General features: G+C 62.3%; 20 protein-coding genes. 14 read left to right on the forward strand and 6 right to left on the reverse strand.

Features of this window, described 5'->3' with window-relative positions; translation table 11 throughout:
- The first annotated feature begins 7 nt into the window (after positions 1–7).
- From FJV83_RS06080 to FJV83_RS06105, 6 genes are all read left to right on the forward strand, one after another.
- A complete protein-coding gene (locus FJV83_RS06080) occupies positions 8–829 on the forward strand; it encodes an enoyl-CoA hydratase (RefSeq protein ID WP_142884738.1) in 822 nt (273 codons plus the stop codon).
- Between the two features lie 2 nt (positions 830–831).
- The gene (locus FJV83_RS06085; protein WP_095770405.1) at positions 832–1,254 is read left to right on the forward strand and encodes a VOC family protein; all 423 of its coding nucleotides are present in this window, start codon (positions 832–834) and stop codon (positions 1,252–1,254) included.
- Complete coding sequence (locus FJV83_RS06090) at positions 1,254–2,036, forward strand: AAA family ATPase (protein ID WP_142884737.1); 783 nt, start codon at positions 1,254–1,256, stop codon at positions 2,034–2,036. Before FJV83_RS06085 ends, FJV83_RS06090 begins: the two co-directional genes overlap by 1 nt.
- Entirely contained in the window at positions 2,033–2,554 is a 522-nt protein-coding gene (locus tag FJV83_RS06095; RefSeq protein WP_142884736.1) for a CoA-binding protein, read from the forward strand. The genes FJV83_RS06090 and FJV83_RS06095 overlap by 4 nt, the downstream gene beginning before the upstream one ends.
- Positions 2,555–2,714: 160 nt before the next feature.
- Positions 2,715–3,995 carry an O-acetylhomoserine aminocarboxypropyltransferase gene (locus FJV83_RS06100; RefSeq protein ID WP_095791579.1) on the forward strand — a complete coding sequence of 427 codons (1,281 nt, stop codon included), beginning with the start codon at positions 2,715–2,717 and terminating at the stop codon, positions 3,993–3,995.
- A gap of 6 nt (positions 3,996–4,001) precedes the next feature.
- Positions 4,002–4,346: a cupin domain-containing protein gene (locus tag FJV83_RS06105; RefSeq protein ID WP_179295890.1), complete on the forward strand. Its 345-nt coding sequence runs from the start codon at positions 4,002–4,004 to the stop codon at positions 4,344–4,346.
- Between the two features lie 178 nt (positions 4,347–4,524).
- On the opposite strand, the gene FJV83_RS06110 is transcribed toward FJV83_RS06105, so the two are convergent.
- Complete coding sequence (locus tag FJV83_RS06110; protein WP_142884735.1) at positions 4,525–5,775, reverse strand: cytochrome P450; 1,251 nt, start codon at positions 5,773–5,775, stop codon at positions 4,525–4,527.
- Between the two features lie 102 nt (positions 5,776–5,877).
- Between FJV83_RS06110 and FJV83_RS06115 the strand changes: the two genes are divergently transcribed.
- Positions 5,878–6,981, forward strand: a complete 1,104-nt coding sequence (locus FJV83_RS06115) for an FAD-dependent oxidoreductase (protein ID WP_142884734.1) — start codon at positions 5,878–5,880, stop codon at positions 6,979–6,981.
- Here FJV83_RS06115 and FJV83_RS06120 read toward each other — a convergent pair.
- Positions 6,978–7,568: a hypothetical protein gene (locus tag FJV83_RS06120; RefSeq protein WP_142884733.1), complete on the reverse strand. Its 591-nt coding sequence runs from the start codon at positions 7,566–7,568 to the stop codon at positions 6,978–6,980. The genes FJV83_RS06115 and FJV83_RS06120 overlap by 4 nt on opposite strands.
- Positions 7,569–7,906: 338 nt before the next feature.
- Between FJV83_RS06120 and clpP the strand changes: the two genes are divergently transcribed.
- From clpP to FJV83_RS06140, 4 genes are all read left to right on the forward strand, one after another.
- On the forward strand, positions 7,907–8,536 hold the full coding sequence (clpP, locus tag FJV83_RS06125; protein WP_095770397.1) for an ATP-dependent Clp endopeptidase proteolytic subunit ClpP: 630 nt from the start codon (positions 7,907–7,909) through the stop codon (positions 8,534–8,536).
- 295 nt (positions 8,537–8,831) lie between these two features.
- Entirely contained in the window at positions 8,832–10,106 is a 1,275-nt protein-coding gene (clpX, locus tag FJV83_RS06130) for an ATP-dependent Clp protease ATP-binding subunit ClpX (RefSeq protein ID WP_010915651.1), read from the forward strand.
- Between the two features lie 273 nt (positions 10,107–10,379).
- Positions 10,380–12,791, forward strand: a complete 2,412-nt coding sequence (gene lon, locus FJV83_RS06135) for an endopeptidase La (RefSeq protein WP_027046751.1) — start codon at positions 10,380–10,382, stop codon at positions 12,789–12,791.
- Positions 12,792–12,988: 197 nt separating this feature from the next.
- Positions 12,989–13,261 (forward strand): HU family DNA-binding protein, encoded by a 273-nt coding sequence (locus tag FJV83_RS06140; protein ID WP_006201846.1) that lies wholly within the window; start codon positions 12,989–12,991, stop codon positions 13,259–13,261.
- 197 nt (positions 13,262–13,458) lie between these two features.
- Here FJV83_RS06140 and FJV83_RS06145 read toward each other — a convergent pair whose 3' ends face one another.
- Positions 13,459–14,481 carry an aldo/keto reductase gene (locus FJV83_RS06145; protein ID WP_142884732.1) on the reverse strand — a complete coding sequence of 341 codons (1,023 nt, stop codon included), beginning with the start codon at positions 14,479–14,481 and terminating at the stop codon, positions 13,459–13,461.
- Positions 14,482–14,601: 120 nt separating this feature from the next.
- On the opposite strand from FJV83_RS06145, the gene FJV83_RS06150 reads away from it, so the two are divergent.
- Positions 14,602–15,228: an SIS domain-containing protein gene (locus FJV83_RS06150; protein ID WP_245438016.1), complete on the forward strand. Its 627-nt coding sequence runs from the start codon at positions 14,602–14,604 to the stop codon at positions 15,226–15,228.
- A 3-nt stretch (positions 15,229–15,231) separates the two neighbouring features.
- Positions 15,232–15,975 (forward strand): creatininase family protein, encoded by a 744-nt coding sequence (locus tag FJV83_RS06155; RefSeq protein WP_095770395.1) that lies wholly within the window; start codon positions 15,232–15,234, stop codon positions 15,973–15,975.
- 214 nt (positions 15,976–16,189) lie between these two features.
- Here FJV83_RS06155 and FJV83_RS06160 read toward each other — a convergent pair whose 3' ends face one another.
- The 3 genes from FJV83_RS06160 to FJV83_RS06170 all read right to left on the reverse strand — a co-directional run bounded on the left by FJV83_RS06160 (position 16,190) and on the right by FJV83_RS06170 (position 20,006).
- Complete coding sequence (locus FJV83_RS06160) at positions 16,190–17,107, reverse strand: carbohydrate ABC transporter permease (RefSeq protein ID WP_010915657.1); 918 nt, start codon at positions 17,105–17,107, stop codon at positions 16,190–16,192.
- An 11-nt stretch (positions 17,108–17,118) separates the two neighbouring features.
- Entirely contained in the window at positions 17,119–18,249 is a 1,131-nt protein-coding gene (locus FJV83_RS06165; protein WP_095770393.1) for a sugar ABC transporter permease, read from the reverse strand.
- Between the two features lie 89 nt (positions 18,250–18,338).
- Positions 18,339–20,006, reverse strand: coding sequence for a sugar ABC transporter substrate-binding protein (locus FJV83_RS06170; RefSeq protein WP_142884731.1), 1,668 nt, complete (start codon positions 20,004–20,006; stop codon positions 18,339–18,341).
- 289 nt (positions 20,007–20,295) lie between these two features.
- Between FJV83_RS06170 and ugpC the strand changes: the two genes are divergently transcribed.
- The gene (ugpC, locus tag FJV83_RS06175; protein WP_095770391.1) at positions 20,296–21,351 is read left to right on the forward strand and encodes a sn-glycerol-3-phosphate ABC transporter ATP-binding protein UgpC; all 1,056 of its coding nucleotides are present in this window, start codon (positions 20,296–20,298) and stop codon (positions 21,349–21,351) included.
- The last annotated feature ends 19 nt before the right edge of the window (positions 21,352–21,370 follow it).

A 21,370-nucleotide genomic window follows, 5' to 3' on the forward strand; every position in this document is an offset into this window, starting at 1 on the left:
CTTAGCCATGGCCGAAATCCTTGCCATCAAGCCTGTCGCTGTCGAAGGGCCGGTCACGACCAGGCTGGACAAGGGCGTGCTGCGCCTCACGCTCGCCAATCCGCCAGCCAACGCTTTGTCGCTCGTGGTGATGGCGGCGCTGACGGCCGAACTCGACCGCGCCAAGGCCGACAAGGCGGTTCGTGTCATCATCTTGTCGGCGGCCGGAAAGGTGTTCTGCGCCGGCCATGATCTCAAGGAAATGACTGCGCGCCGCGTCGATGCCGATCGCGGCAAGGCTTTCTTCGAAGAGACATTCGCCGCTTGCGCCCAACTGATGCAGGCTATCGTGCGCCATCCCGTGCCGGTCATCGCCGAAGTCGACGGCCTGGCGACCGCCGCCGGCCTGCAGCTTGTCGCCAGTTGCGACCTGGCGATCGCCTCGAATGAGGCGACCTTCTGCACACCGGGCGTCAATATCGGCCTGTTCTGCTCGACGCCTATGGTGGCTCTGTCGCGCAACGTCTCGCGCAAGCAGGCGATGGAGATGCTGTTGACCGGCGAGACGATCGACGCGGCAACCGCCAAGGAATTCGGCCTGGTCAACCGTGTCGTGCCGCGCGAATACCTGAATCAGATCGTCAGTAAATACGCGCAAACCATTGCTTCCAAATCATCTTTGGTGGTCAAGACCGGCAAGGAGGCCTTTTACGCGCAGGCCGAAATGGGCCTGGCGGACGCCTATGCCTATACCGGCCGCGTCATGGTCGAGAACATGCTGGCGCGCGACGCGGAAGAAGGCATCGGCGCCTTCATCGGCAAGCGCAAGCCGGAATGGACGGACGAGTAGCCGTGGAGCCGCGCATCTCCATCGTCACGATTGCAACGGATGACCTCGACCGCGCCGTGCGCTTCTACGAAACCATGGGGCTGAAACGGCATGCCGGCATCACCGACGGTGTCGCCTTCTTCCAGATGGGTGGCGTCATTCTCGGCCTGTTCCCGCGCGCCAGCGCCGAGGCGGATTCCGGCATCGCATTCGCCAAGGCGCCGTCCGCCGTCTACCTCGCCTACAACACCCGCTCCGACGTCGAAGTCGACGAGTTGCTCGCCACGGCGGAAAAGGCCGGCGGCCGCATCGTCAAGCCGGCAGGCCGCGCCTTCTGGGGTGGCTGGTACGGCTATTTCGCCGATGCGGACGGGCATGTCTGGGAAGTCGCACACAATCCGGCCTTTCCGATCGCGGCGGACGGCACGATTTCGCTGCCTGCTTGATGGCCTACCGCAAACAGCTGACGCGGCTCAAGGCGCCATACCTCAAGCGTGTCCTGCTCGATAAACAGCGAGTGTCCGACTGGGACAAGTACCCCTGGAACCTGCCGCTGTTTCGCGGCCGCGAATTCGAACTCGAATTCACCACGCCGATCACCATCATCGTCGGCGAGAACGGCACAGGCAAATCGACGCTGCTGGAAGCGATTGGTGCTTTGGCCGGCTATGACGAGGCCGGCGGCGGCAAGGGGTACAGGCCTGTTGACCATTCCGGTGCCATCGACAAGAGCGGCGCGGCATTGGCAGACACTTTGCGCGGCCACTGGCTGCCGAAGGTAACCGCCGGCTGGTTCTTTCGCGCCGAATCCTTCTATTCGGTGGCCCGGTACCTCGACCAGGCGGCGCTGGAAGATCCGTCCAAGCCGCCGCCGCCGGATTTCCTGTCCTGGTCGCATGGCGAGGGTTTTATCCGTTTCTTCGAGGAACGCTGCCGCAGGCAAGGCATCTACATTCTCGACGAGCCGGAGAGCGCGCTTTCGCCGTCGCGCCAGATCGAACTGCTGAAAATGCTGCGGCGCATGGACCAGTCCGGCACCGCGCAGGTGATCATGGCGACGCACTCGCCATTGTTGATGGCCTGTCCCGGCGCGCGGCTGTTCCGCATCAGCCGGTTCGGGCTCGAGCCCGCCGACTTTCGTGATACGGACCACTTCCGCATGTTGCGCGATTTCAGCAACGACCCGGATGGTTTTCTCGCCGAGGCGTTGTATGAGGACGAGGCATGAATCACGATAGCTACGACAACACCTACATCGCCGGCATCCTCAATTCGGTGAAGACCATCGCCATGGTCGGCGCGTCGGCCAATGACGTAAGGCCGAGCTATTTCGTGCTGAAATACCTGCTGGCCAAGGGCTTTTCGGTGTTTCCGGTCAATCCGGGCCAGGCCGGCAAGGAAATCCTCGGCCGGATGACCTATGCCAGTCTGGCCGATATTCCGGAGCCGATCGATATGGTCGACATCTTCCGCGCCGCGACCGCGGTGCCGGGCATCGTAGACGAGGTATTGCGGCTCGATCCCTTGCCGAAAGTCGTCTGGATGCAGTTCGGTGTGCGCCATGACGAGGCTGCCACGCGCGCCGAAGCCGCCGGCATCAAGGTGGTGATGAACCGCTGCCCCAAGATCGAATACGGCAAGCTCTCCGGCGAGATCGGCTGGACCGGCGTCAATTCCGGCGTGCTGTCGTCCAAAAAACCACTGATGCGCCAGGGGTTTCAGAGTTTCGGCGTGCGCCAGAAATAGGCCGCGGGCGAGAAGCGCAAAATTATTCCGGCTGGCGTCGTATTTTCCTGCGGCTTGGTCGAAGGTCCCACGCCGAAGGGTATTTTCTTCTTTGCATTCCGAGCCGGGCTTCGCCAAGAATGCCCGGCGAATTCTGAGAAGTTCTTGAGGGAGGTTTTAAGTGACCCGTACGCCCGGTTTCAACACGCTCGCCGTCCATGCCGGCGCCAAGCCCGATCCGGCCACCGGCGCGCGCGCCACGCCGATCTACCAGACGACCTCCTTCGTCTTCGATGATGCCGACCACGCCGCGTCCCTGTTCGGCCTGAAGGCGTTTGGCAACATCTATACCCGTATCATGAACCCGACGCAGGCCGTGCTTGAAGAGCGCGTTGCGGCACTCGAGGGTGGCACTGCTGCCCTTGCAGTCGCATCCGGCCACGCCGCGCAGGTCATCGTGTTCCACAATCTGATGCAGCCGGGCGACAATTTCGTCGCCGCAACAAGGCTCTATGGCGGTTCGATCAACCAGTTCGGCCATGCCTTCAAGAATTACGGCTGGGAAGTCCGTTGGGCCGACACCAACGACATCTCGACCTTCGAAAGCCAGATCGACGACAGGACCAAGGCGATCTTCATCGAGAGCCTGGCCAATCCGGGCGGCACTTTCGTCGACATCGAGAAGATCGGCGACATCGCCCGCAGGCACGGTCTGCCGCTGATCGTCGACAACACGCTGGCCTCGCCCTATCTGATCCGTCCGATCGAGCACGGCGCCGATATCGTCGTGCATTCGCTGACCAAGTTCATCGGCGGCCATGGCAATTCGATCGGCGGCGTCATTGTCGATGGTGGCACCTTCGACTGGTCGAAGTCGGGCAAATATCCGATGCTGTCGGAACCGCGCCCCGAATATGGCGGCCTCGTCCTGCACGAAACTTTCGGCAATTTCGCCTTCGCCATCGCCGCGCGCGTGCTTGGCCTGCGCGACCTCGGCCCGGCGATCTCGCCCTTCAACGCCTTCCTTATCCTGACCGGCCTGGAAACCTTGCCGCTGCGCATGCAGCGTCATTGCGACAATGCGGTCACGGTTGCCGGCTGGCTGTCCAACCACCCCAAGGTCGCCTGGGTGAATTATCCCGGCCTGCCCAGCGACAAGAACAATGCGCTGCAGAAGAAATACTCGCCGCTCGGCGCAGGCGCCGTGTTCACCTTCGGCCTCAAGGGCGGCTACGAGGCTGGGGTCAAATTCGTCGAGGCGCTGGAACTGTTCTCGCACCTGGCCAATGTCGGCGACACCAAGTCGCTGGTCATCCATCCGGCGTCGACCACGCACCGCCAGCTTTCCGACGAGCAGAAGGTCAAGGCCGGCGCCGGCCCGGACACCGTGCGGCTTTCGATCGGCATCGAGGATGTCACTGATATCGTCGCCGACCTCGAACAGGCACTCGCCAAGGTCTGATTGCTGATGGCCGCTTTCCTTTCGGTCGACACCAAGAGCGTCGAACCCGAATCCGGCGCGCCCGCGCCGGATCGCCTGATCTCGGGCGATCCAAAATTCCGCACCTGGAACGTCGAGGAGCGGGACGGCGGCCTCTATGCGGGCATCTGGGAAGCGACCCCCGGCAAATGGCGTATCGTCTATGACGAATGGGAGTTCTGCCACATCCTGTCCGGCGTTTCGGTGATCTCGGAAGACGGGGGCGAAGCGCGCACCGTCAAGGCCGGTGACAGTTTCGTGCTGAGGCCGGGCTTCAAGGGCAGCTGGGAAGTGCTTGAAACGACTCGCAAGGAGTATGTAATCAAGCTGTGATCACTTCGCCGGAAACTGGCTGGGGCAGGCTTCCGACGCTTTGTCATGCGCCGTCAGCAGATCGGCGTCCTGGACTTCGATATCGGCGTGGGCGAGTGCTGTGGTCCCCAGCCAGGCGCACAGCTACGCCAATGCGAACGCCGTCGCCGGTCTCCAAAACAGTCTCGCCCGCGATCGTTCAGAAGCCGACGGCGAGCGTTTCCAGCCCATGGAAGTGGTAAGTGTCGCGGAAGCGCGGGGTTTCGGCAAGATGCAACCGCGGGTGCCGCTCGAACAAAGTCCTCAACGACACCTGCAGTTCGAGCCGGGCCAGCGGCGCGCCGATGCAGAAATGGATGCCGGCGCCGAAGGACACGTTCTTCTGGTCGCTCCGGTCCGGCCGGAAGGCCTGCGGTTCGGCAAAAGCGTGCGGATCATGATTGGCCATGCCGAGCAAAAGCCCGATGGTCTGGCCCGGCTGCACGATGATGCCGGGTGCAATCTCGATTTCCTGGTAGGCGTAGCGCGTGAACATATGCAGCGGCGCGTCGAAGCGCAGGCATTCCTCGACGGTTGCGGCGGTCGCTTCCGCCGAGGTGAAGAAGCGGCTGGGATCGCCGCCTTGCGCCAGGATCGAGCGCACCGCGTTGCCGGTCTGATGCACGGTCGCTTCATGGCCGGCATTGAGCAGCAGGATTGCCGAGGACACCATTTCGTCCTCGGACAGCCTCTGGCCGTCCTCCTGTGCCGAAATCAGCAGCGACAGGAGGTCGTCGCCGGGATTGTTGCGCCGCTCGGTGACGTAGCCGCGCAGGAAATCGGCAAATTCACCCGCGGCGCGGTTGGCCGTCTCCTCGGTCTCGCGCGTGCGGCCATGAATGTACATGGCGACCATTTCATGGGACCAGTCGAGAAGTTGCGGGCCCATCTTGACCGGCACGCCGAGCATTTCGGCGATGATGGTGATCGGCAGGGGAGAAGCGAAGGCAGGCAAAAGGTCGACCGGTCCGGCCGGGTCAAAGCGGTTGATCAGCTCGTTGGTGAGCGCCTCGACCCGTGGCCGCAGCCGCTCGACCTGGCGCGAGACGAAGGCCCGGTTGACCAAGGTTCTCAGACGCGTGTGCACGGGCGGTTCCAATTCGAGCATGGAGTTGGCTTCAATGCCGTCGAACGCCTTGAGATGGCTGCGGTCCTGGCCGACACCCCGGCTGTCGGGAATGCCGGCCGGGTTCTGGCGGCCGAAGCGGCGGTCGCGCAGCAGCCGGTTGACATCGTCGAAGCCGCCAAAGCACCAGAAGCCGAATTCCTCCCAGAAAAAGGCGTTCGAGACGCCGTGCAGGACGGCGTAAGCCACATACGGGTTCAGGAAGAAAGCCGGCTCGTGCGGGTCGAGAAGCAGCCGGCGAGTGGCTGGATCGAAGGCAAGATAGGGGAGTGTCGAATTGGTCATGCCAGACCCATAGCGCGGCTTGCCAGCCGCATTCCAGACCGTATGTTGGCGCCCGCACTCCAATGAATTGAGCCAGCCAATGCGCGCGGAAGGTCTGAGCGGATGAACGTGATCGTTGTCGGCGCGGGGATTGCAGGTCTCTCCACGGCATGGTCGCTGGTCAAGGCCGGCCACAGCGTGTCGATCGTCGAGCAGGGGCCGATCCCCAACCCGCTGGCCGCGTCCGGCGACCATCATCGCATCATCCGCCGCGCCTACCGCGCCGGAACCGGCTACGGCCAGCTGATCACCGAAGCCTATGAGGCCTGGGACGAGATGTGGACCGATCTCGGCGAAAGCCACCTCGATGCGCGCGGATTCGTCTGCATTTCGCGCGAACCGGGCGACGAGGCCGAGGAATACCGCGAGGGCCTGGAGGAGGGGAATTTTCCGTTCGAACTGTTCGAACCCGACGCCGCGGTCAAGCGCTGGCCTTTCCTCGAGCCGGGCACGTTCCGCTATGCCTATTATTCGCCGGAGGGCGGCGCGCTCCACTGCCGCAAGATCGCTTCCGGCCTTGCCGCCTGGCTGCGTACCAACGGCGCCAATGTCTACGAACACAGCAAGGTGACCGCGATCGACTCCGACACTGGCCGCATCGTGCTCGAAAGCGGCGAAGCCATGCAGGCCGACCGCGTCGTCGTCGCCGCTGGCGCCTGGGTGCTGAAGCTGCTTCCGGAACTGGGCGGCGAACTGAAGACCTATCGAACAGCCCTTGCCTATGTCGAACCGCCGGCCGAGCTGAAGGCGACCTGGGAGGCGGCACCGGTCGTCCTCGACGTCGGCGGCGCTGTCGATGGCTACGTCATTCCGCCCTCCGGCGGTGCCGGCATGAAATTCGGCTCAGGTCTGCACAAGGTGCCGACGAGCGACGCCGACTGGAACCGTCAGCCTGTGCCGGGCGAGGGCGAGGCGATCCGCAACCTGTTTTCGCCGCCGATCGCCCGCATCCAGGAATATGAGGTGACCGAGGTGGTCACCTGCGCCTACACCTTCACCGCCGATGAGAAATTCATGGCGCATGAGAGAGGCAAGTGCCTTGTTGTCTCGGCCTGCTCTGGCCATGGCTACAAGTTCGGTGCCGCGGTCGGCAGGCGCGTAGCCGTCGCCGTTGGCGATGGCGACATCGCCGGCCTGAAGGCGTGGCTCCGGGCGGAGGTGGCCTAATCCTGGCAGTGCCTCGGAATATGCACGCGCCGCCAGCCCGACGACTCTTCGCGGACCAGCACGCGCCGCGCGACGGTCTGGTAGGAGGCAGGGACGTCGATGACGCGCCTTTGCTCCGGCTGCACCAGGACTTCCTCGGCGATCCTGTCATATTGCGCCGGGATGACGACCCGCCGCGTACGTTCAGGCTGGATCACCACCGTCTCGGCGACGCGCCCGTAGCGCGCCTTGTGCCAGACCTTGCACAGCACCTTGCGGCCATGGATGACGCGCCATTCCCAGGAATAGCCGCCGTCGTCGACCCTCACCGTGTGGTAGACGGTGCGGGTGACGGCGGGCACGATTTCGTAGGTCACCTGCGCCGGAACGGTCATCACCACGCGTTCGCGTGTGCCGTAGATGGGCGGGGTGTAGTCGACCTGCTGGCCCGGCGGGCTGACCATCACGTCTTCATAGACGGTGTCGTAGAGGTCAGGCGTGCGGACCGGTTCGTAGCATTCCACCGCGCGGCCGCCGGCCGCCGTCTGCGAAGTCGTGCCGAGCATGGCCAGCCCGGCAATGGCGAAGGATGCGCTTCTCCTGAACATGACACTCCCCCTGTTTGAACCGCAGGCACAAGTTCAACGTTGAATTGTAGGGAAAGACGCCGCCCAGAAAAGCGGTTTTGGCGCATTTCGTTAAGTGACGCGGTTAAGAAACTGCTACGTTGCGGGCCGGTACCGTCTGCCCTGGACCGGCGCAAGCGTCAGCGATGCGAATCCTTGGCCGTAAAGCTTGATTCGACTTACCCAGATGGCTAGGACGGGTCGGCCTTGCACAAGGATGAGCCGGCATCCTATCTACGGAACAACGATCCAGAACCGATTCTGCCCGATCTGCCAGCATTCCCGGCGCCGGAATCCCACCGCGAGATAAGAGATAACTGATGAAAAACCCCGTCGAAACCTACATGAACCTCGTTCCGATGGTGGTCGAACAGACCAATCGCGGCGAGCGGGCCTACGACATCTTCTCGCGCCTCCTCAAGGAGCGCATCATTTTCATCACCGGTCCGGTCGAGGACGGCATGGCGACGCTGGTCTGCGCGCAGCTCCTGTTCCTCGAAGCCGAAAATCCGAAGAAGGAAATCAACCTCTACATCAATTCGCCGGGTGGCGTGGTCACTTCGGGCATGGCGATCTACGACACCATGCAGTTCATCAAGCCGGCCGTGTCGACGCTCTGCATCGGCCAGGCGGCCTCGATGGGCTCGCTGCTTTTGACCGCCGGCCATAAGGACATGCGCTTCGCCACGCCGAACGCCCGCATCATGGTTCATCAGCCGTCCGGCGGCTTCCAGGGCCAGGCCTCCGACATCGAGCGCCATGCCATGGATATCGTCAAGCTGAAGCGCCGTCTCAACGAGGTCTATGTCAAGCACACCGGTAAGAGCTACGAGGAGATCGAACGCACGCTCGACCGCGACCATTTCATGACCGCCGACGAAGCCAAGGATTTCGGCCTCATCGACAAGGTCATTTCGTCGCGCGAGCCGGTTGAAAGCGCCGTGGCATAAGGGCTTGGTGGCAGTTGGATGACACCATCACGCGCTTTTGGCGCGTCTTGCGGCATTTCGGCCACAATTGGCTGTTCCCTCGACGGTCGGGATTGCCTACGTTAAGGCTATGTTGATTTTCGACGGCTTAGCTTTGTGTGGGGTTGCTGCGAATCATTGCCACGTTTTCTGATTTGTGTTTCGTACGGAATACGTTGCGGGAGCCGGGACACTGGCGGCGGCGGATTCCCGCGATAAATAGAGTATGCGCCCTTTCAGCCAGACCATCGGCGGGCGGCGATGAAAGGACAGGAAAATGAGCAAGGTCGGCAACAACAGCGGTGACTCGAAGAACACGCTTTATTGCTCGTTTTGCGGCAAAAGCCAGCATGAGGTGCGCAAGCTGATCGCCGGCCCGACGGTCTTCATCTGCGACGAATGCGTCGAGCTCTGCATGGACATCATCCGCGAGGAGAACAAGACCTCGATGGTGAAGTCGCGCGAGGGCGTGCCGACACCGCAGGAGATCCTCAAGGTTCTCGACGACTATGTCATCGGCCAGCCCTACGCCAAGCGCGTGCTGTCGGTGGCCGTCCACAACCACTACAAGCGCCTCGCGCATGCCGGCAAGAACAACGATGTCGAGCTGGCCAAATCCAACATCCTGCTGATCGGCCCGACCGGTTGCGGCAAGACGCTGCTCGCGCAGACGCTGGCCCGCATCATCGACGTGCCCTTCACCATGGCCGACGCCACGACGCTGACCGAAGCCGGTTATGTCGGCGAGGACGTCGAGAACATCATCCTGAAGCTCCTGCAGTCGGCCGACTACAATGTCGAGCGGGCCCAGCGCGGCATCGTCTACATCGACGAGATCGACAAGATTTCGCGCAAGTCCGACAATCCCTCGATAACCCGCGACGTGTCGGGCGAGGGCGTGCAGCAGGCGCTGCTGAAGATCATGGAAGGCACCGTCGCTTCCGTGCCGCCGCAGGGCGGCCGCAAGCATCCGCAGCAGGAATTCCTGCAGGTCGACACCGCCAACATCCTGTTCATCTGCGGTGGCGCCTTTGCCGGCCTGGACAAGATCATCTCGGATCGCGGCCGCAAGACCTCGATCGGTTTCGGCGCCACGGTCGCCTCGCCGGAGGACCGCCGCACCGGTGACATCTTCCGCCAGGTCGAGCCCGAGGATCTGCTGAAGTTCGGCCTCATTCCGGAGTTCGTCGGCCGTCTGCCCGTCCTGGCGACGCTGGAGGACCTCGACGAGCCGGCGCTGATCCAGATCCTGACCGAGCCGAAGAACGCGCTGGTCAAGCAGTACCAGCGGCTGTTCGAGATGGAAAATGTCGACCTGACCTTCCACGAGAACGCCCTGTCGGCGATCGCCAAGCGCGCCATCGAGCGCAAGACCGGCGCGCGCGGCCTGCGCTCGATCATGGAAGCGATCCTGCTCGACACCATGTTCGAACTGCCGGCGCTCGAAGGCGTGCGCGAAGTGGTGATTTCGGAAGAAGTGGTGACCGGCAGCGCCCGGCCGCTCTACATCTATTCCGAACAGAAGGAAAAGAAGGGCAACGTCAGTGCCTGACATGGCACGTCACCGCATATTTTTGTGGAACGGCGCCGTCGCGGCGCCGTTTTGCTGTGTAGGGCACGCGACCTCAGTGACGGAGTGGATTGCAGGCGATGTTAACTCTTGATCTTTGCCCTGCTTGCATCCACCTAACACGAGAAGGCCGAGGTGCCCGATTTCTGTGCTGTAAAACTCCCGTCACAAACGGTGGTAGGCGGAACGATCCCCGGTCGTTAATATAAGATTCGCGGTTGGCCTGATGGCGACCGCGACATGAAAGGTTGGACAATGGCCAAAATATCCAAGGCTCCCAGCGACGGCGTCTTCGCAGTCCTCCCACTGCGCGACATCGTGGTGTTCCCGCACATGATCGTTCCGCTCTTTGTCGGGCGCGAAAAGTCGATCAAGGCGCTGGAAGAGGTGATGGGTCAGGAAAAGCAGATCCTGCTTGCCACCCAGATGAATGCTGCCGATGACGATCCCGAGCCCGATGCGATCTTCGACATCGGCACGCTCGCCAATGTGCTGCAATTGCTGAAGCTGCCCGACGGCACCGTCAAGGTCCTGGTCGAAGGTGCTTCGCGTGCCAAGATCGTTTCGTTCACCGACCGTCCCGATTTCCACGAGGCCCGCGCCACCGCGTTGGTCGAGCCGGAAGAGGAGGAGGTCGAGGTTGAGGCGCTGGCCCGCTCGGTCGTCACTGACTTCGAGAACTACGTCAAGCTGAACAAGAAGATCTCGCCTGAAGTGGTGGGTGCCGCCAGCCAGATCGACGACTATTCCAAGCTCGCCGATACGGTTGCCTCGCATCTCGCCATCAAGATCCCTGAAAAGCAGGAAATGCTGGCCACGCTCTCGGTCAAGGAGCGGCTGGAAAAGGCGATGGGCTTCATGGAAGCCGAAATCTCCGTCCTGCAGGTGGAGAAGCGCATCCGTTCGCGCGTCAAGCGCCAGATGGAGAAGACGCAGCGCGAATACTACCTCAACGAGCAGATGAAGGCGATCCAGAAGGAGCTCGGCGAGGGCGAGGACGGCCGCGACGAGGCCGCCGAGATCGAGGCGCGCATCAAGAAGACCAAGCTCTCCAAGGAGGCCCGCGAAAAAGCGGAAGCCGAGTTGAAGAAGCTGCGGACGATGTCGCCGATGTCGGCGGAATCGACCGTCGTGCGCAACTACCTCGATTGGCTGCTGTCGATCCCGTGGGGTAAGAACTCCAAGGTCAAGCAGGACCTGGCCTACGCGCAGAACGTGCTCGACACCGATCACTTCGGTCTCGACAAGGTCAAGGACCGCATCGTCGAGTATCTGGCCGTGCAGAGCCGCCAGAAGAAGCTGAAGGGGCCGATCCTGTGCCTCGTCGGCCCTCCCGGCGTCGGCAAGACCTCGCTCGGCAAGTCGATCGCCAAGGCGACCGGTCGCGAGTTCATCCGCATGGCGCTCGGCGGCGTGCGTGACGAAGCCGAGATCCGTGGCCATCGGCGCACCTATATCGGTTCGATGCCCGGCAAGGTCATCCAGTCGATGAAGAAGGCGAAGAAGTCCAACCCGCTCTTCCTGCTCGACGAGATCGACAAGATGGGCCAGGACTTCCGTGGTGATCCGTCGTCGGCGCTGCTCGAGGTGCTCGATCCCGAACAGAACTCGACGTTCATGGACCATTACCTCGAGGTCGAATACGACCTGTCGAGCGTGATGTTCGTGACGACGGCCAATACGCTGAACATCCCTGCGCCCTTGATGGACCGCATGGAGATCATCCGTATCGCCGGCTACACCGAGGACGAAAAGATCGAGATCGCCAAGCGGCACCTGATGCCGAAGGTGATCCGCGATCACGCGCTGCAGCCGAAGGAGTTCTCCGTCGGCGAGGATGCGATCCGTGCCATCATCCAGACCTACACGCGTGAAGCGGGTGTCAGAAGCCTGGAGCGCGAGCTGATGAAGCTCGGGCGCAAGGCCGTGACCGAGATCCTGAAGACGAAGAAGAAGACGGTGAGCATCACGGCGGCGAACCTCGCCGACTACCTCGGTGTCCAGCGCTATCGCTTCGGTCAGGTCGAGGCCGACGATCAGGTCGGTGTCGTCACCGGTCTTGCCTGGACGGAAGTCGGCGGCGAATTGCTGACGGTCGAAGGTGTCATGATGCCCGGCAAGGGCCGCATGACGGTGACCGGCAATCTGCGCGACGTGATGAAGGAATCGATCTCGGCGGCGGCCTCCTATGTCCGCTCAAGAGCTCTCGATTTCGGCATCGAGCCGCCGCTGTTCGACAAGCGCGACATCCACGTGCACTTGCCGGAAGGCGCCACGCCGAAGGATGGTCCGTCCGCCGGTGCTGCCATGGCTACAGCCATTGTGTCGGTGCTGACGGGCATTCCGGTCCGGGCCGATGTGGCGATGACTGGCGAGATAACGCTTCGCGGCCGCATCTTGCCGATCGGCGGCCTCAAGGAGAAGCTGCTCGCCGCTCTGCGCGGCGGCATCAAGAAGGTGCTGATCCCGGAAGACAATGCCAAGGATCTGGCGGAGATTCCGGACAATGTGAAGAACGGCATGGAGATCATTCCGGTCTCGCGCGTCGGCGAGGTGTTGCGCCACGCACTGGTGCGTATGCCGGAGCCGATCGAATGGGTCGAACCGGTCAATCCGCCGGCCACGACCGACAGTGCCGACGATGCTGGAAAGTCGCTTGCACATTAGATTCCTTCTAAGGTTGCAGTGCACAAACGGAAAGCCGGGCCCCGTGCCCGGCTTTTTCATGTGAAAAACCCCGGATTTCCGGGCTTTTTTCCATTTTTTCCAGGCTTTTCGACTTGGTTGCGGCAACGCTTCTTTCTAAAGTCCGTTTCCTGCCGGATGAGTCGTTAGTTCCGGTGTTCTCATGGAAGGGAATTTTTATGAACAAGAACGAACTGGTGTCCGCTGTCGCCGACGCCGCGAGCATTTCGAAGGGTGACGCGCAGTCGGCGGTCGATGCGGTATTTTCCGTCATCACCGGCGAACTGAAGAAGGGCGGCGATGTCCGGCTTGTCGGCTTTGGCAATTTCACCGTGTCAAAGCGTGCCGCCTCGACCGGCCGCAACCCGCAGACCGGCGCCGAAGTGAAGATCCCGGCACGCACCGTGCCGAAGTTCTCGGCCGGCAAAGGCCTGAAGGACGCAGTCAACTAAGCGTTTTTTCTTTTCAGAGACAGAAAAGCCGGGCTTGCCCGGCTTTTCATTTTTGTGCCCAATGCCGGTACACGCGACCAGAAAAGCCGGGCTTGCCCGGCTTTTCATTTTTTGTGCCCGACGCCGGTACACGCGACCAGAAAAGCCGCGCTTGCCAGGCTTTTCTTTTTTGGCCCGAATTAGAGGCGGCAACGCTCCTATGCGGTCGGCGCGTCGTCGCGCATCAAGCCCTCCTTCTTGAGGTCGGCCCACAGCGCTGCCGGCAGTTTCGCGTCGAGCAGTTCCCGGTTGCTTTCGACTTCGCTCGGCCGCTGGCCTCCGGGGATCACCGAGACGACCGAGGGATGCAGCAGCGGAAACTGCAGCGCCGCCTCGATCAGCCTGACGCCATGGCGTTTGCAGACAGCCTCGATCCCGGCGACCCGCTCGAGAATGTCCTTCGGCGCCTCGGAATAGTTGTAGTAGGCGCCGGGCTTCGGTCCTGTCGCCAGTATGCCGGAATTGTAAGGGCCGCCAAGGACGATACCGATGCCGCGCTTCTGGCAGAGGGGCAGGAAGGATGTCAGCGCCTCCTGTTCCAGCAGCGTGTAGCGCCCGGCCAGCAGGAACAGGTCGAAATCGCCGCGCTCGGCCAATGTCTGGGCAACCTGCCATTCGTTGATGCCGCCGCCGAACGCCTTGATCGCGCCCTGGTCGCGCAGCGACAGGAGTCCATAGTAGCCCGAGCGCATGAATTCTTCGATGCGCCGGTCGGACGCCTCCTTGCTGCCATGGGTGAAGATGTCGACATCGTGCACGAACAGTATGTCGATCCTGTCGACGCCGAGCCGCTCGAGCGAGGCTTCGAACGAACGCATGACCCCGTCATAGCTGTAGTCGTAGACCTCCTGGCGTGATGGCGTGTCGAAGAACTTGCCGATGGCCGTGCGCTGCTCCGGCGGGCAGGCGCGCATGAGGCGGCCGACCTTGCTCGACAGCACATAGTCGTCGCGCTTCTTGCCGCGCAGGAAGGGGTTGAGGCGTGTTTCCGACAGGCCAAGCCCGTACAGCGGCGCGGTGTCGTAGTAGCGGCAGCCTGTCGCCCAGGCGGCGTCGAGCGTGGCCTTGGCATCCTCGTCCGAAACGGCGCGGTAGAGATTGCCGAGCGGCGCCGTGCCGAAGCCGAGCTCCGTAAAGGTGAGGCCGCCATTGCCAATGCGGTCGAAATGCCGTGTCTTCATGTCCTGCAATTTTCCCGGGGTTGATCTGTGTGAGCTGATTTATCTGACATGACACTATCATGCCTGCGACCAGGCAAAAGCGCTGCGCGGCGTTGGACACGCATTTTCGCGGTTGCTAGCATGAATGAAATCAAGCTGTTCGTGAAAAAGTCCGAGGAGGATTTCGAGGGTGGGTTTGTCGTGAGCGACCGGGACGAAAATCTGTTCAAGACCGCGCTCGACGAACTCGGCGGCGTGCTGGCGCGCGTGGATGACAGCCAGATCGGCGCGGCCTGCAAGCTGCTGGCCGAAGCCAGACAGATCGTCGTCTATGGCTGCGGCCGCGAGGCGTTGCAGGTCAAGGGTTTCGCCATGCGGCTCTATCATCTCGGCCTGCCGGTCTCGGTGGTCGGCGACATGACCACGCCGCCCTTGGGGCCTGGTGGCGTCTTCCTGGCCAGTTCGGGACCGGGAGAAACCTCGACGGTACTGACCTTGATGCGCGTCGCGCGCGATGCCGGCGCGACCAATCTGCTGCTCACCGCCCAGGCCGGCGGCAGCGCGGCGGGGTTGGCCGATGCCACGCTGCTCATTCCGGCCCAGACCATGGCCAATGACCAGGGGCCGCAAAGGACTTCGGTCCTGCCGATGGGCTCGGTGTTCGAAGGCGCGCTGTTCCTGCTGTTCGAGGTGATGGTGCTGAAGCTCAAATCCCTGATCGGTGCTTCGCCCCAGGCCATGCGTGCCCGCCATACCAATATGGAATAGATCATGCACTATGAACTGATGCTACCGCACCAGATCCGCAAGGCGATTGCCGAGAATTGGCCGGTCGCCCTGCCGCTCGGCGTGCTCGAGTACCATGGCGAGCACATGGCCGTCGGCATGGATACGCTGGCCGTCATCAAGACGCTGGAACTGTTCGAGAAGGAGAGGGATGTCGTCATCCTGCCGCCCTTCTACTACGGTGCCGCGAGCTACGCAGTGGCGCCGCCGGAAGGTTCGGGCTCGGTGCAGGTCGGCGGCAACCAGCTGGCGCCGTTCGGCGAGGAACTGTTCTACAGCCTGCTGCGGATCGGTTTTCGCAACATCCACGCCATCATCCACCACCAGACCGAGAATTTCGCCGCCGGCATGCCGACCGATCTCGCCTTCAAGACCGCCGGCCGCCAGGCGATCTTCCGTTTCCTCGAGAAGCAGCGCGGCGAGGGCTGGTGGGGCTCGAAGGACATGGCCGACTATTATGCCGGACATGCCGCCGGTGAAAATTTCTTCAACTGGGTGCAGGTCCATCCGCTGATGCCGGCCGCCATGAATGGCAAATATCCGTTCGACCATGCCGGCATCGGCGAGACGTCACTGATGCTGGCGCTGTGTCCGGAGGCGGTCGACGCCGCCCGCTTCGCCGACAATACCGGCTGGTACACGGCGAGCGCCAAGGATGCATCGGCGGAACTTGGGAACAAGGGCGTCGCGATGATCATGGATCACCTGCGCGCTATCCTGAAGGCCTAGCGCGGTTCGACCTTCTCCCCCTTGTTGTGGGAGAAGGTGGATCGGCGCGCAGCGCCGAGCCGGATGAGGGGTGCTGGACGAAATGCGGCGTCAAAATATAGAGTGATTTTAAGCGCTTATATCTTCAGTGTTGCGATCCTGCCAACACCCCTCATCCGACCGAGCTTCGCTCGGCCACCTTCTCCCACAAGGGGAGAAGGGAAGACAGGGCGGCCTACTTCACGGCTCCCGCCGTCATGCCCATGATGAGATAGCGTTCCAGCGCGATGCCGATGACCGCCAGCGGCGCGATCGCGGCGGTGGCAAGGGCTGCCATCGACCACCAGTTGATGCCTTGCGAGCCGGTCTGGCTCGCCACCATGACAGGAATGGTCTTGGCATCGGTCGAGGTCAGAAGGGCAGCGAAGAAATATTCGTTCCAGCACAGCACCATCGCCAGGATGAAGGCGGCGACCATGCCCGGCAGCGCGATCGGCATGACGATGCGGAAGAACGCCCCCCAGATCGACAGGCCGTCGACGAGCGCTGCTTCTTCCAGCTCGACCGGGATGGAGTTGAACTGGTCGCGCATGATCCAGATGACGATCGGCAGCACCATCAGCGTGTACAGCAGGACCAGCCCGATGCGCGTGTCGAGCAGGCCGACTTCGCGGTACAGCACCAGGAAGGGCAGGGCGAGCACCACCGGCGGCAGGATCAACTGCGACAGGAAGAAGAAGGAGATGTCCTCGTTCTTGAACCAGGCGAACTTGTAGCGGTAGCGCGTGAGGCCGTAGGCGGCGAGGCTGCCGATGACGATGGCGAGGCTCGATGCGCCGACCGAGGTGATGACCGAGTTCATGAAGCGCTTGAAGAACTCATCGCGCACCGTGGAGGTCTGGAAGATCGAATCCGGCGACAGCCCGAGCGAACGCCAGCCTTTCCAGTCCGGCTGGAAGTCGACGAACGGGATCAGATGGCCTTGCGTGACATCGACCGCCGATTTGAACGAGGTCGTTATCGTCCAGTAGATCGGAAACAGGCAGATCAAGGCCCAGAACACCAGCGCGCCATAGATGAAGACGCGGCTGGTGATGAAGCTCGCCGGAGAACGGATTTCGGAGACGGTGTATTCGGTGGTCTGAACGCTCATGATCCGGCCACTCAATTGACGTTGCGCACGAAGCGGTTGGCGAGTTTCAACAGCCAGGTCACGAACACGACGATGATGACCAGATAGGCCATCGCCAGCATGGTGCCGTAGCCGACATTGGAGCGGTCGCGGTATTCGCGATAGATGAAGCTGGAGACGGAATCGGTGGCGCCGCCGGGGCCGCCCGAAGTCACCGTGATGATGATGTCGGCCAGCTTCAGCTTGAAGATGATGCGCAGGATCACCGCCGTCACCGAAACCGGCAACATCAGCGGGAAGGTGACCTGCCAGAAGGTCTGCCAGGTGGTCGCGCCGTCGACGCGCGCGGCCTCCAGCACCTCGCGCGACATCGCCTGCAGGCCGGCGAGCAGCATGATCATCATGAACGGGATGAAGGTCCAGGCATCCAGTATCATGATCGATATGCGGGCGATGATGGGATCGGAGAAGAAGGCGGGATTGTCCCAGCCGAGATGGCGCGCCAGTGTTGCCGCGGGTCCGAAGCGATACTCCATCAGCGATTTGCCGATCATCCAGGACACAGCGACCGGCGACAGCATCAGCGGCATCAGGAAGACGACGCGGAAGAATTTGCGCGCCCGGATCTGCGCGTTGAGCAGCAGCGCCAGCCCGAAGGCTATGACATATTCGACCAGCACGGCGAGCACGTAGAGCACCATGTTGAACAGCGCGTTGCGATAGTAGGGATCGCCCAGCATCTGCCAGAAATTGTCGAGCCCGTTGAACCTGCGGCCGCTGAAGGAGGAGAGGTTCCAGTCGGTGAGCGCGATGTAGAAGCCGAACAGTGTCGGGAAGATCACCATGGCGATGGTGAACAGCAGCGCCGGCAGCAGGAACAGCGCGCGCTGGCCGTCCTCGCCGCGCGTCAGCACCTGGCCGATGCCGAGTGCCACGCCCCAAAGCACATAGGCGTAGACCACGGGACGCCATGTGTCGAAGCCGATCGTATCGACCTCGCTCTTGTAGAGGATCTGGACAAGGATCGTTGCCAGCAGGCCGAGCGTTGCAGCGGCCATCACCGCCCAGCCCAAGCGTTTGCGGCCTGGCGGTATCAGGTCGGATGGGACGGCGTTTGCCGGCCAATCATTGGTGGGCAAAATCTGGTCAGCCAAGCGTCTCATCCAGTTGCAGTAGGCACTTCGCGACCGGCGGTGCCGGTCAAGACAGGGTCCGGCGGCTTTCGTCGCCGGACCCCGGGTTCACGCTGCGATCAGGCCAGGCCGAGCGAGGCCTTGTAGAGCTTGACCTGCTTTTCGCGACCGATCTGGTCGGTGAGCTTTTCCCAGGCGGCGGCGATGGCATCGGCGCCTTCCTGTGCCTTCATCTTGCCGGCGAAAGTGTTGGCGAGAATGTCCTCGGCGGCGCTGTAATACTGGAAGATGCCGGGGATGCGTGGCTCGATCGCCGCGTTCGGATGGTTGTAGCTGTCGCCTTCCGACTTCAGATACGAGGTGATGAAGGCCTCGTCGTAGCCGGCCGCCACCCATTCGGGAATGTCGAAATGCGAATTGCGGTAGGGCTGGAAGCCGGACGGATACATCGCCGTCCAGATCGACAGGTCCTTGCCGCCGAGATGGGCGGCGGCGGACCATGCCGCCTTTTTCTTCTTCTCGTCCTTGTCGACGCGGGCCATGACATAGACGCCCCAGCCCAGATAGGCGCAGTTCGGCGAATAGTTCGGCCCGCTGGCGAGCTTCTCCCATTTGCCGGTCTTGGAATTGTACACATCGTCCGAGCCCGGCAGGATCGAGAAGCCGGTGACGTCGCCGATGACCGACGAATCGTTGGTCTTGACGTTGGAGCCGATGTCGCCCCACCAGGGGATCATCGAACCGGTGCCGGCCAGGAACTGCTGGAAGCCTGTGGTGTTCGGGTCGGCGTTGATCTGGTCCGCCGGTTCCGACGGCAGCGCGTCGATCACGTCCTGGATGGCGCGCACCCAGGCCGGATTGTTGATGCGCGGCTTCATCGTGTCGGCGTCGAACAGCCATGCCTTGTCGTCGGGATGCTTGGCGTAGGCGGTGGCGCGGCTGCCGAGGAAGTAGAAGCCGAAACCGCCCCATGGCTTGGGCGCGTCCAGATAGCCGTAAACGTCCTGGCCCTTGAATTTCTTGCCCTTGAGGAACTTGGTGACGGCCTGCACCTGCTGCCAGGTCTTCGGTACGCCCCATTCGCCTTCACCGCCGCCATCCTTCCACTGCTTGGCGAGGTCGGCATCGGCGAACACGTCGGTGCGGTAGTTGAAATTGTGCGTGTCGCCGTCGATGGTGACGCGATACTGCTTGCCGTCCCAGGTGCCAACCGGCGGCTTCAGATAGTTGACCAGATCGTCGAAATCGATCTGCTTCTTGACCCAGTCGGGCATCTCCGAGGTCAGGCCCTTGCCGCAGACATCGCCTTCGAAGGGCGCGCCCATTTCGATGATGTCGAAGTCGACGGTGCCGGTGGCGATCGATTGCTGCAGCCGGGCGTTGTAGTCGGCCTGCGCCAGGTCGATCCAGCTGATCTTGGCGCCGGTATAGGCCTCCCACGGCTTCAGGAAGCCGCGGAACAGCACATTGTGCAGGTTCTGGTTGTTGAGGCCCATGAAGGTCAGCTCGACGCCGGCGAATTCGCCTTCCTTGACATTGGCCTTGGTCGCCTCGAGGCAGAGTTCGCCGACCTTCTGGAAATCGGCATCGGTCGGCTGACCTTTGCCAACGCCAGGAATCTGCAGGATCTTCGACCGCAGTTCGCTTGCGGCGGACGCCGGACGCGTCAAGGCGCCGAGCCCGGCGCCGGATGCCGCCGCGATCGCGGCCATGCTGGCCGCACCCTTCAATATATCGCGCCTGGTGGCGCCGGCACGAACCAGTTTCTCGTAAAGATCTGTTCTCATCGCAATTCCTCCCAAAACATCAGTGTGATGGATGTGGCCAACCTGTCGGACGTTGGAGCGCCAACGATTCTCCCGGCTCGGAAACGAATTAGGCAGGACCCCACCCTGCGTCGATTTTAGGTTCCGATTGCGGATCAGGTAACGACATTTAGACCAGCGCCTGCCACTATTCTCGCAACCAAACGCCGTGTCAACGAGAACGGTTTTGTCTACAAGAGACCGACTTGCCCTGACAGGGCGTGTTGGTTAGCTTCTGCGCCTACGGCCAGTTGGAGCCGATGGGGGAGAGATGGCTCAAGTCGCGATCAGCAAGGTGGCCAAGGCGTTTGGAACCGTCAAGGTTCTGCACGAAGTCAGCGTCGACATCGCTGACGGACAGTTCGTGGTGCTGGTCGGCCCCTCGGGTTGCGGCAAGTCCACGCTGCTCAGGATGGTGGCCGGGCTGGAGACCGTTTCCGGCGGCACGATCGCCATCGGCGACCGCGTCGTCAACCATCTGCCGCCGGCAAAGCGCGACATCGCCATGGTGTTCCAGAACTACGCACTCTACCCGCACAAGACGGTCGAGCAGAACATGGCCTTTGCCCTCAAGCTGCGGAAAACCGATCCGGCCGTGGTCGCCGAGCGGGTCAAGCGCGCCGCCGACATCCTCGACCTCAACCCCTATCTGAAGCGCTATCCCCGGCAGCTCTCCGGCGGCCAGCGCCAGCGCGTCGCGATGGGCCGCGCCATCGTCCGCAATCCGCAGGTGTTCCTGTTCGATGAGCCGCTCTCGAACCTCGACGCCAAGCTGCGCGTGCAGATGCGCACCGAGATCAAGGAATTGCACCAGCGGCTGAAGACCACCACGATCTACGTCACCCACGACCAGATCGAGGCCATGACCATGGCCGACAAGATCGTCGTCATGCGCGACGGCCGCATCGAGCAGGTCGGCGCGCCGCTGGAGCTGTTCGACCGGCCGGCCAATCTCTTCGTCGCCGGCTTCATCGGCTCGCCGTCGATGAACCTGCTCAAGGGTGTTGTGCGCAAGGGCGGCAAGCCCGGCGTCGACATATCAGGCACATTGTTTCCGATTGCCGACAATGCCGCGCAGGACGGGCAGGCCGTCGTCTATGGCGTGCGCCCGGAGCATCTGGAAATTCATCCCGATGGCGTGCCGGCGAAGATTTCGGTGGTCGAACCGACCGGCTCGGAAACGCTTGTGTTCCTGCGCTTTGGCGACCGCGAGATGGTGGCGCTGTTTCGCGAGCGCCACGACTTCAAGCCCGGCGACACGCTGACCCTGAAGCCCAGGCTCGACCAGATTCATCTTTTCGATGCCGAGACCGGCAAGCGTCTCTGATCTCAAACGGACTTCACGA

This window comes from Mesorhizobium sp. WSM4307 (assembly GCF_007003945.1).
Lineage (GTDB): Bacteria > Pseudomonadota > Alphaproteobacteria > Rhizobiales > Rhizobiaceae > Mesorhizobium.

What these genes read in the sequence shown, in the direction of transcription:
- FJV83_RS06080 (WP_142884738.1), top strand. Translation starts at nt 8, where the DNA reads ATGGCCGAAATCCTTGCCATCAAGCCTGTCGCTGTCGAAGGGCCGGTC.
- FJV83_RS06090 (WP_142884737.1), top strand. Translation starts at nt 1,254, where the DNA reads ATGGCCTACCGCAAACAGCTGACGCGGCTCAAGGCGCCATACCTCAAG.
- FJV83_RS06095 (WP_142884736.1), top strand. Translation starts at nt 2,033, where the DNA reads ATGAATCACGATAGCTACGACAACACCTACATCGCCGGCATCCTCAAT.
- FJV83_RS06105 (WP_179295890.1), top strand. Translation starts at nt 4,002, where the DNA reads ATGGCCGCTTTCCTTTCGGTCGACACCAAGAGCGTCGAACCCGAATCC.
- FJV83_RS06110 (WP_142884735.1), bottom strand. Translation starts at nt 5,775, where the DNA reads ATGACCAATTCGACACTCCCCTATCTTGCCTTCGATCCAGCCACTCGC.
- FJV83_RS06115 (WP_142884734.1), top strand. Translation starts at nt 5,878, where the DNA reads ATGAACGTGATCGTTGTCGGCGCGGGGATTGCAGGTCTCTCCACGGCA.
- FJV83_RS06120 (WP_142884733.1), bottom strand. Translation starts at nt 7,568, where the DNA reads ATGTTCAGGAGAAGCGCATCCTTCGCCATTGCCGGGCTGGCCATGCTC.
- clpP (WP_095770397.1), top strand. Translation starts at nt 7,907, where the DNA reads ATGAAAAACCCCGTCGAAACCTACATGAACCTCGTTCCGATGGTGGTC.
- clpX (WP_010915651.1), top strand. Translation starts at nt 8,832, where the DNA reads ATGAGCAAGGTCGGCAACAACAGCGGTGACTCGAAGAACACGCTTTAT.
- lon (WP_027046751.1), top strand. Translation starts at nt 10,380, where the DNA reads ATGGCCAAAATATCCAAGGCTCCCAGCGACGGCGTCTTCGCAGTCCTC.
- FJV83_RS06140 (WP_006201846.1), top strand. Translation starts at nt 12,989, where the DNA reads ATGAACAAGAACGAACTGGTGTCCGCTGTCGCCGACGCCGCGAGCATT.
- FJV83_RS06145 (WP_142884732.1), bottom strand. Translation starts at nt 14,481, where the DNA reads ATGAAGACACGGCATTTCGACCGCATTGGCAATGGCGGCCTCACCTTT.
- FJV83_RS06150 (WP_245438016.1), top strand. Translation starts at nt 14,602, where the DNA reads ATGAATGAAATCAAGCTGTTCGTGAAAAAGTCCGAGGAGGATTTCGAG.
- FJV83_RS06155 (WP_095770395.1), top strand. Translation starts at nt 15,232, where the DNA reads ATGCACTATGAACTGATGCTACCGCACCAGATCCGCAAGGCGATTGCC.
- FJV83_RS06160 (WP_010915657.1), bottom strand. Translation starts at nt 17,107, where the DNA reads ATGAGCGTTCAGACCACCGAATACACCGTCTCCGAAATCCGTTCTCCG.
- FJV83_RS06165 (WP_095770393.1), bottom strand. Translation starts at nt 18,249, where the DNA reads ATGAGACGCTTGGCTGACCAGATTTTGCCCACCAATGATTGGCCGGCA.
- FJV83_RS06170 (WP_142884731.1), bottom strand. Translation starts at nt 20,006, where the DNA reads ATGAGAACAGATCTTTACGAGAAACTGGTTCGTGCCGGCGCCACCAGG.
- ugpC (WP_095770391.1), top strand. Translation starts at nt 20,296, where the DNA reads ATGGCTCAAGTCGCGATCAGCAAGGTGGCCAAGGCGTTTGGAACCGTC.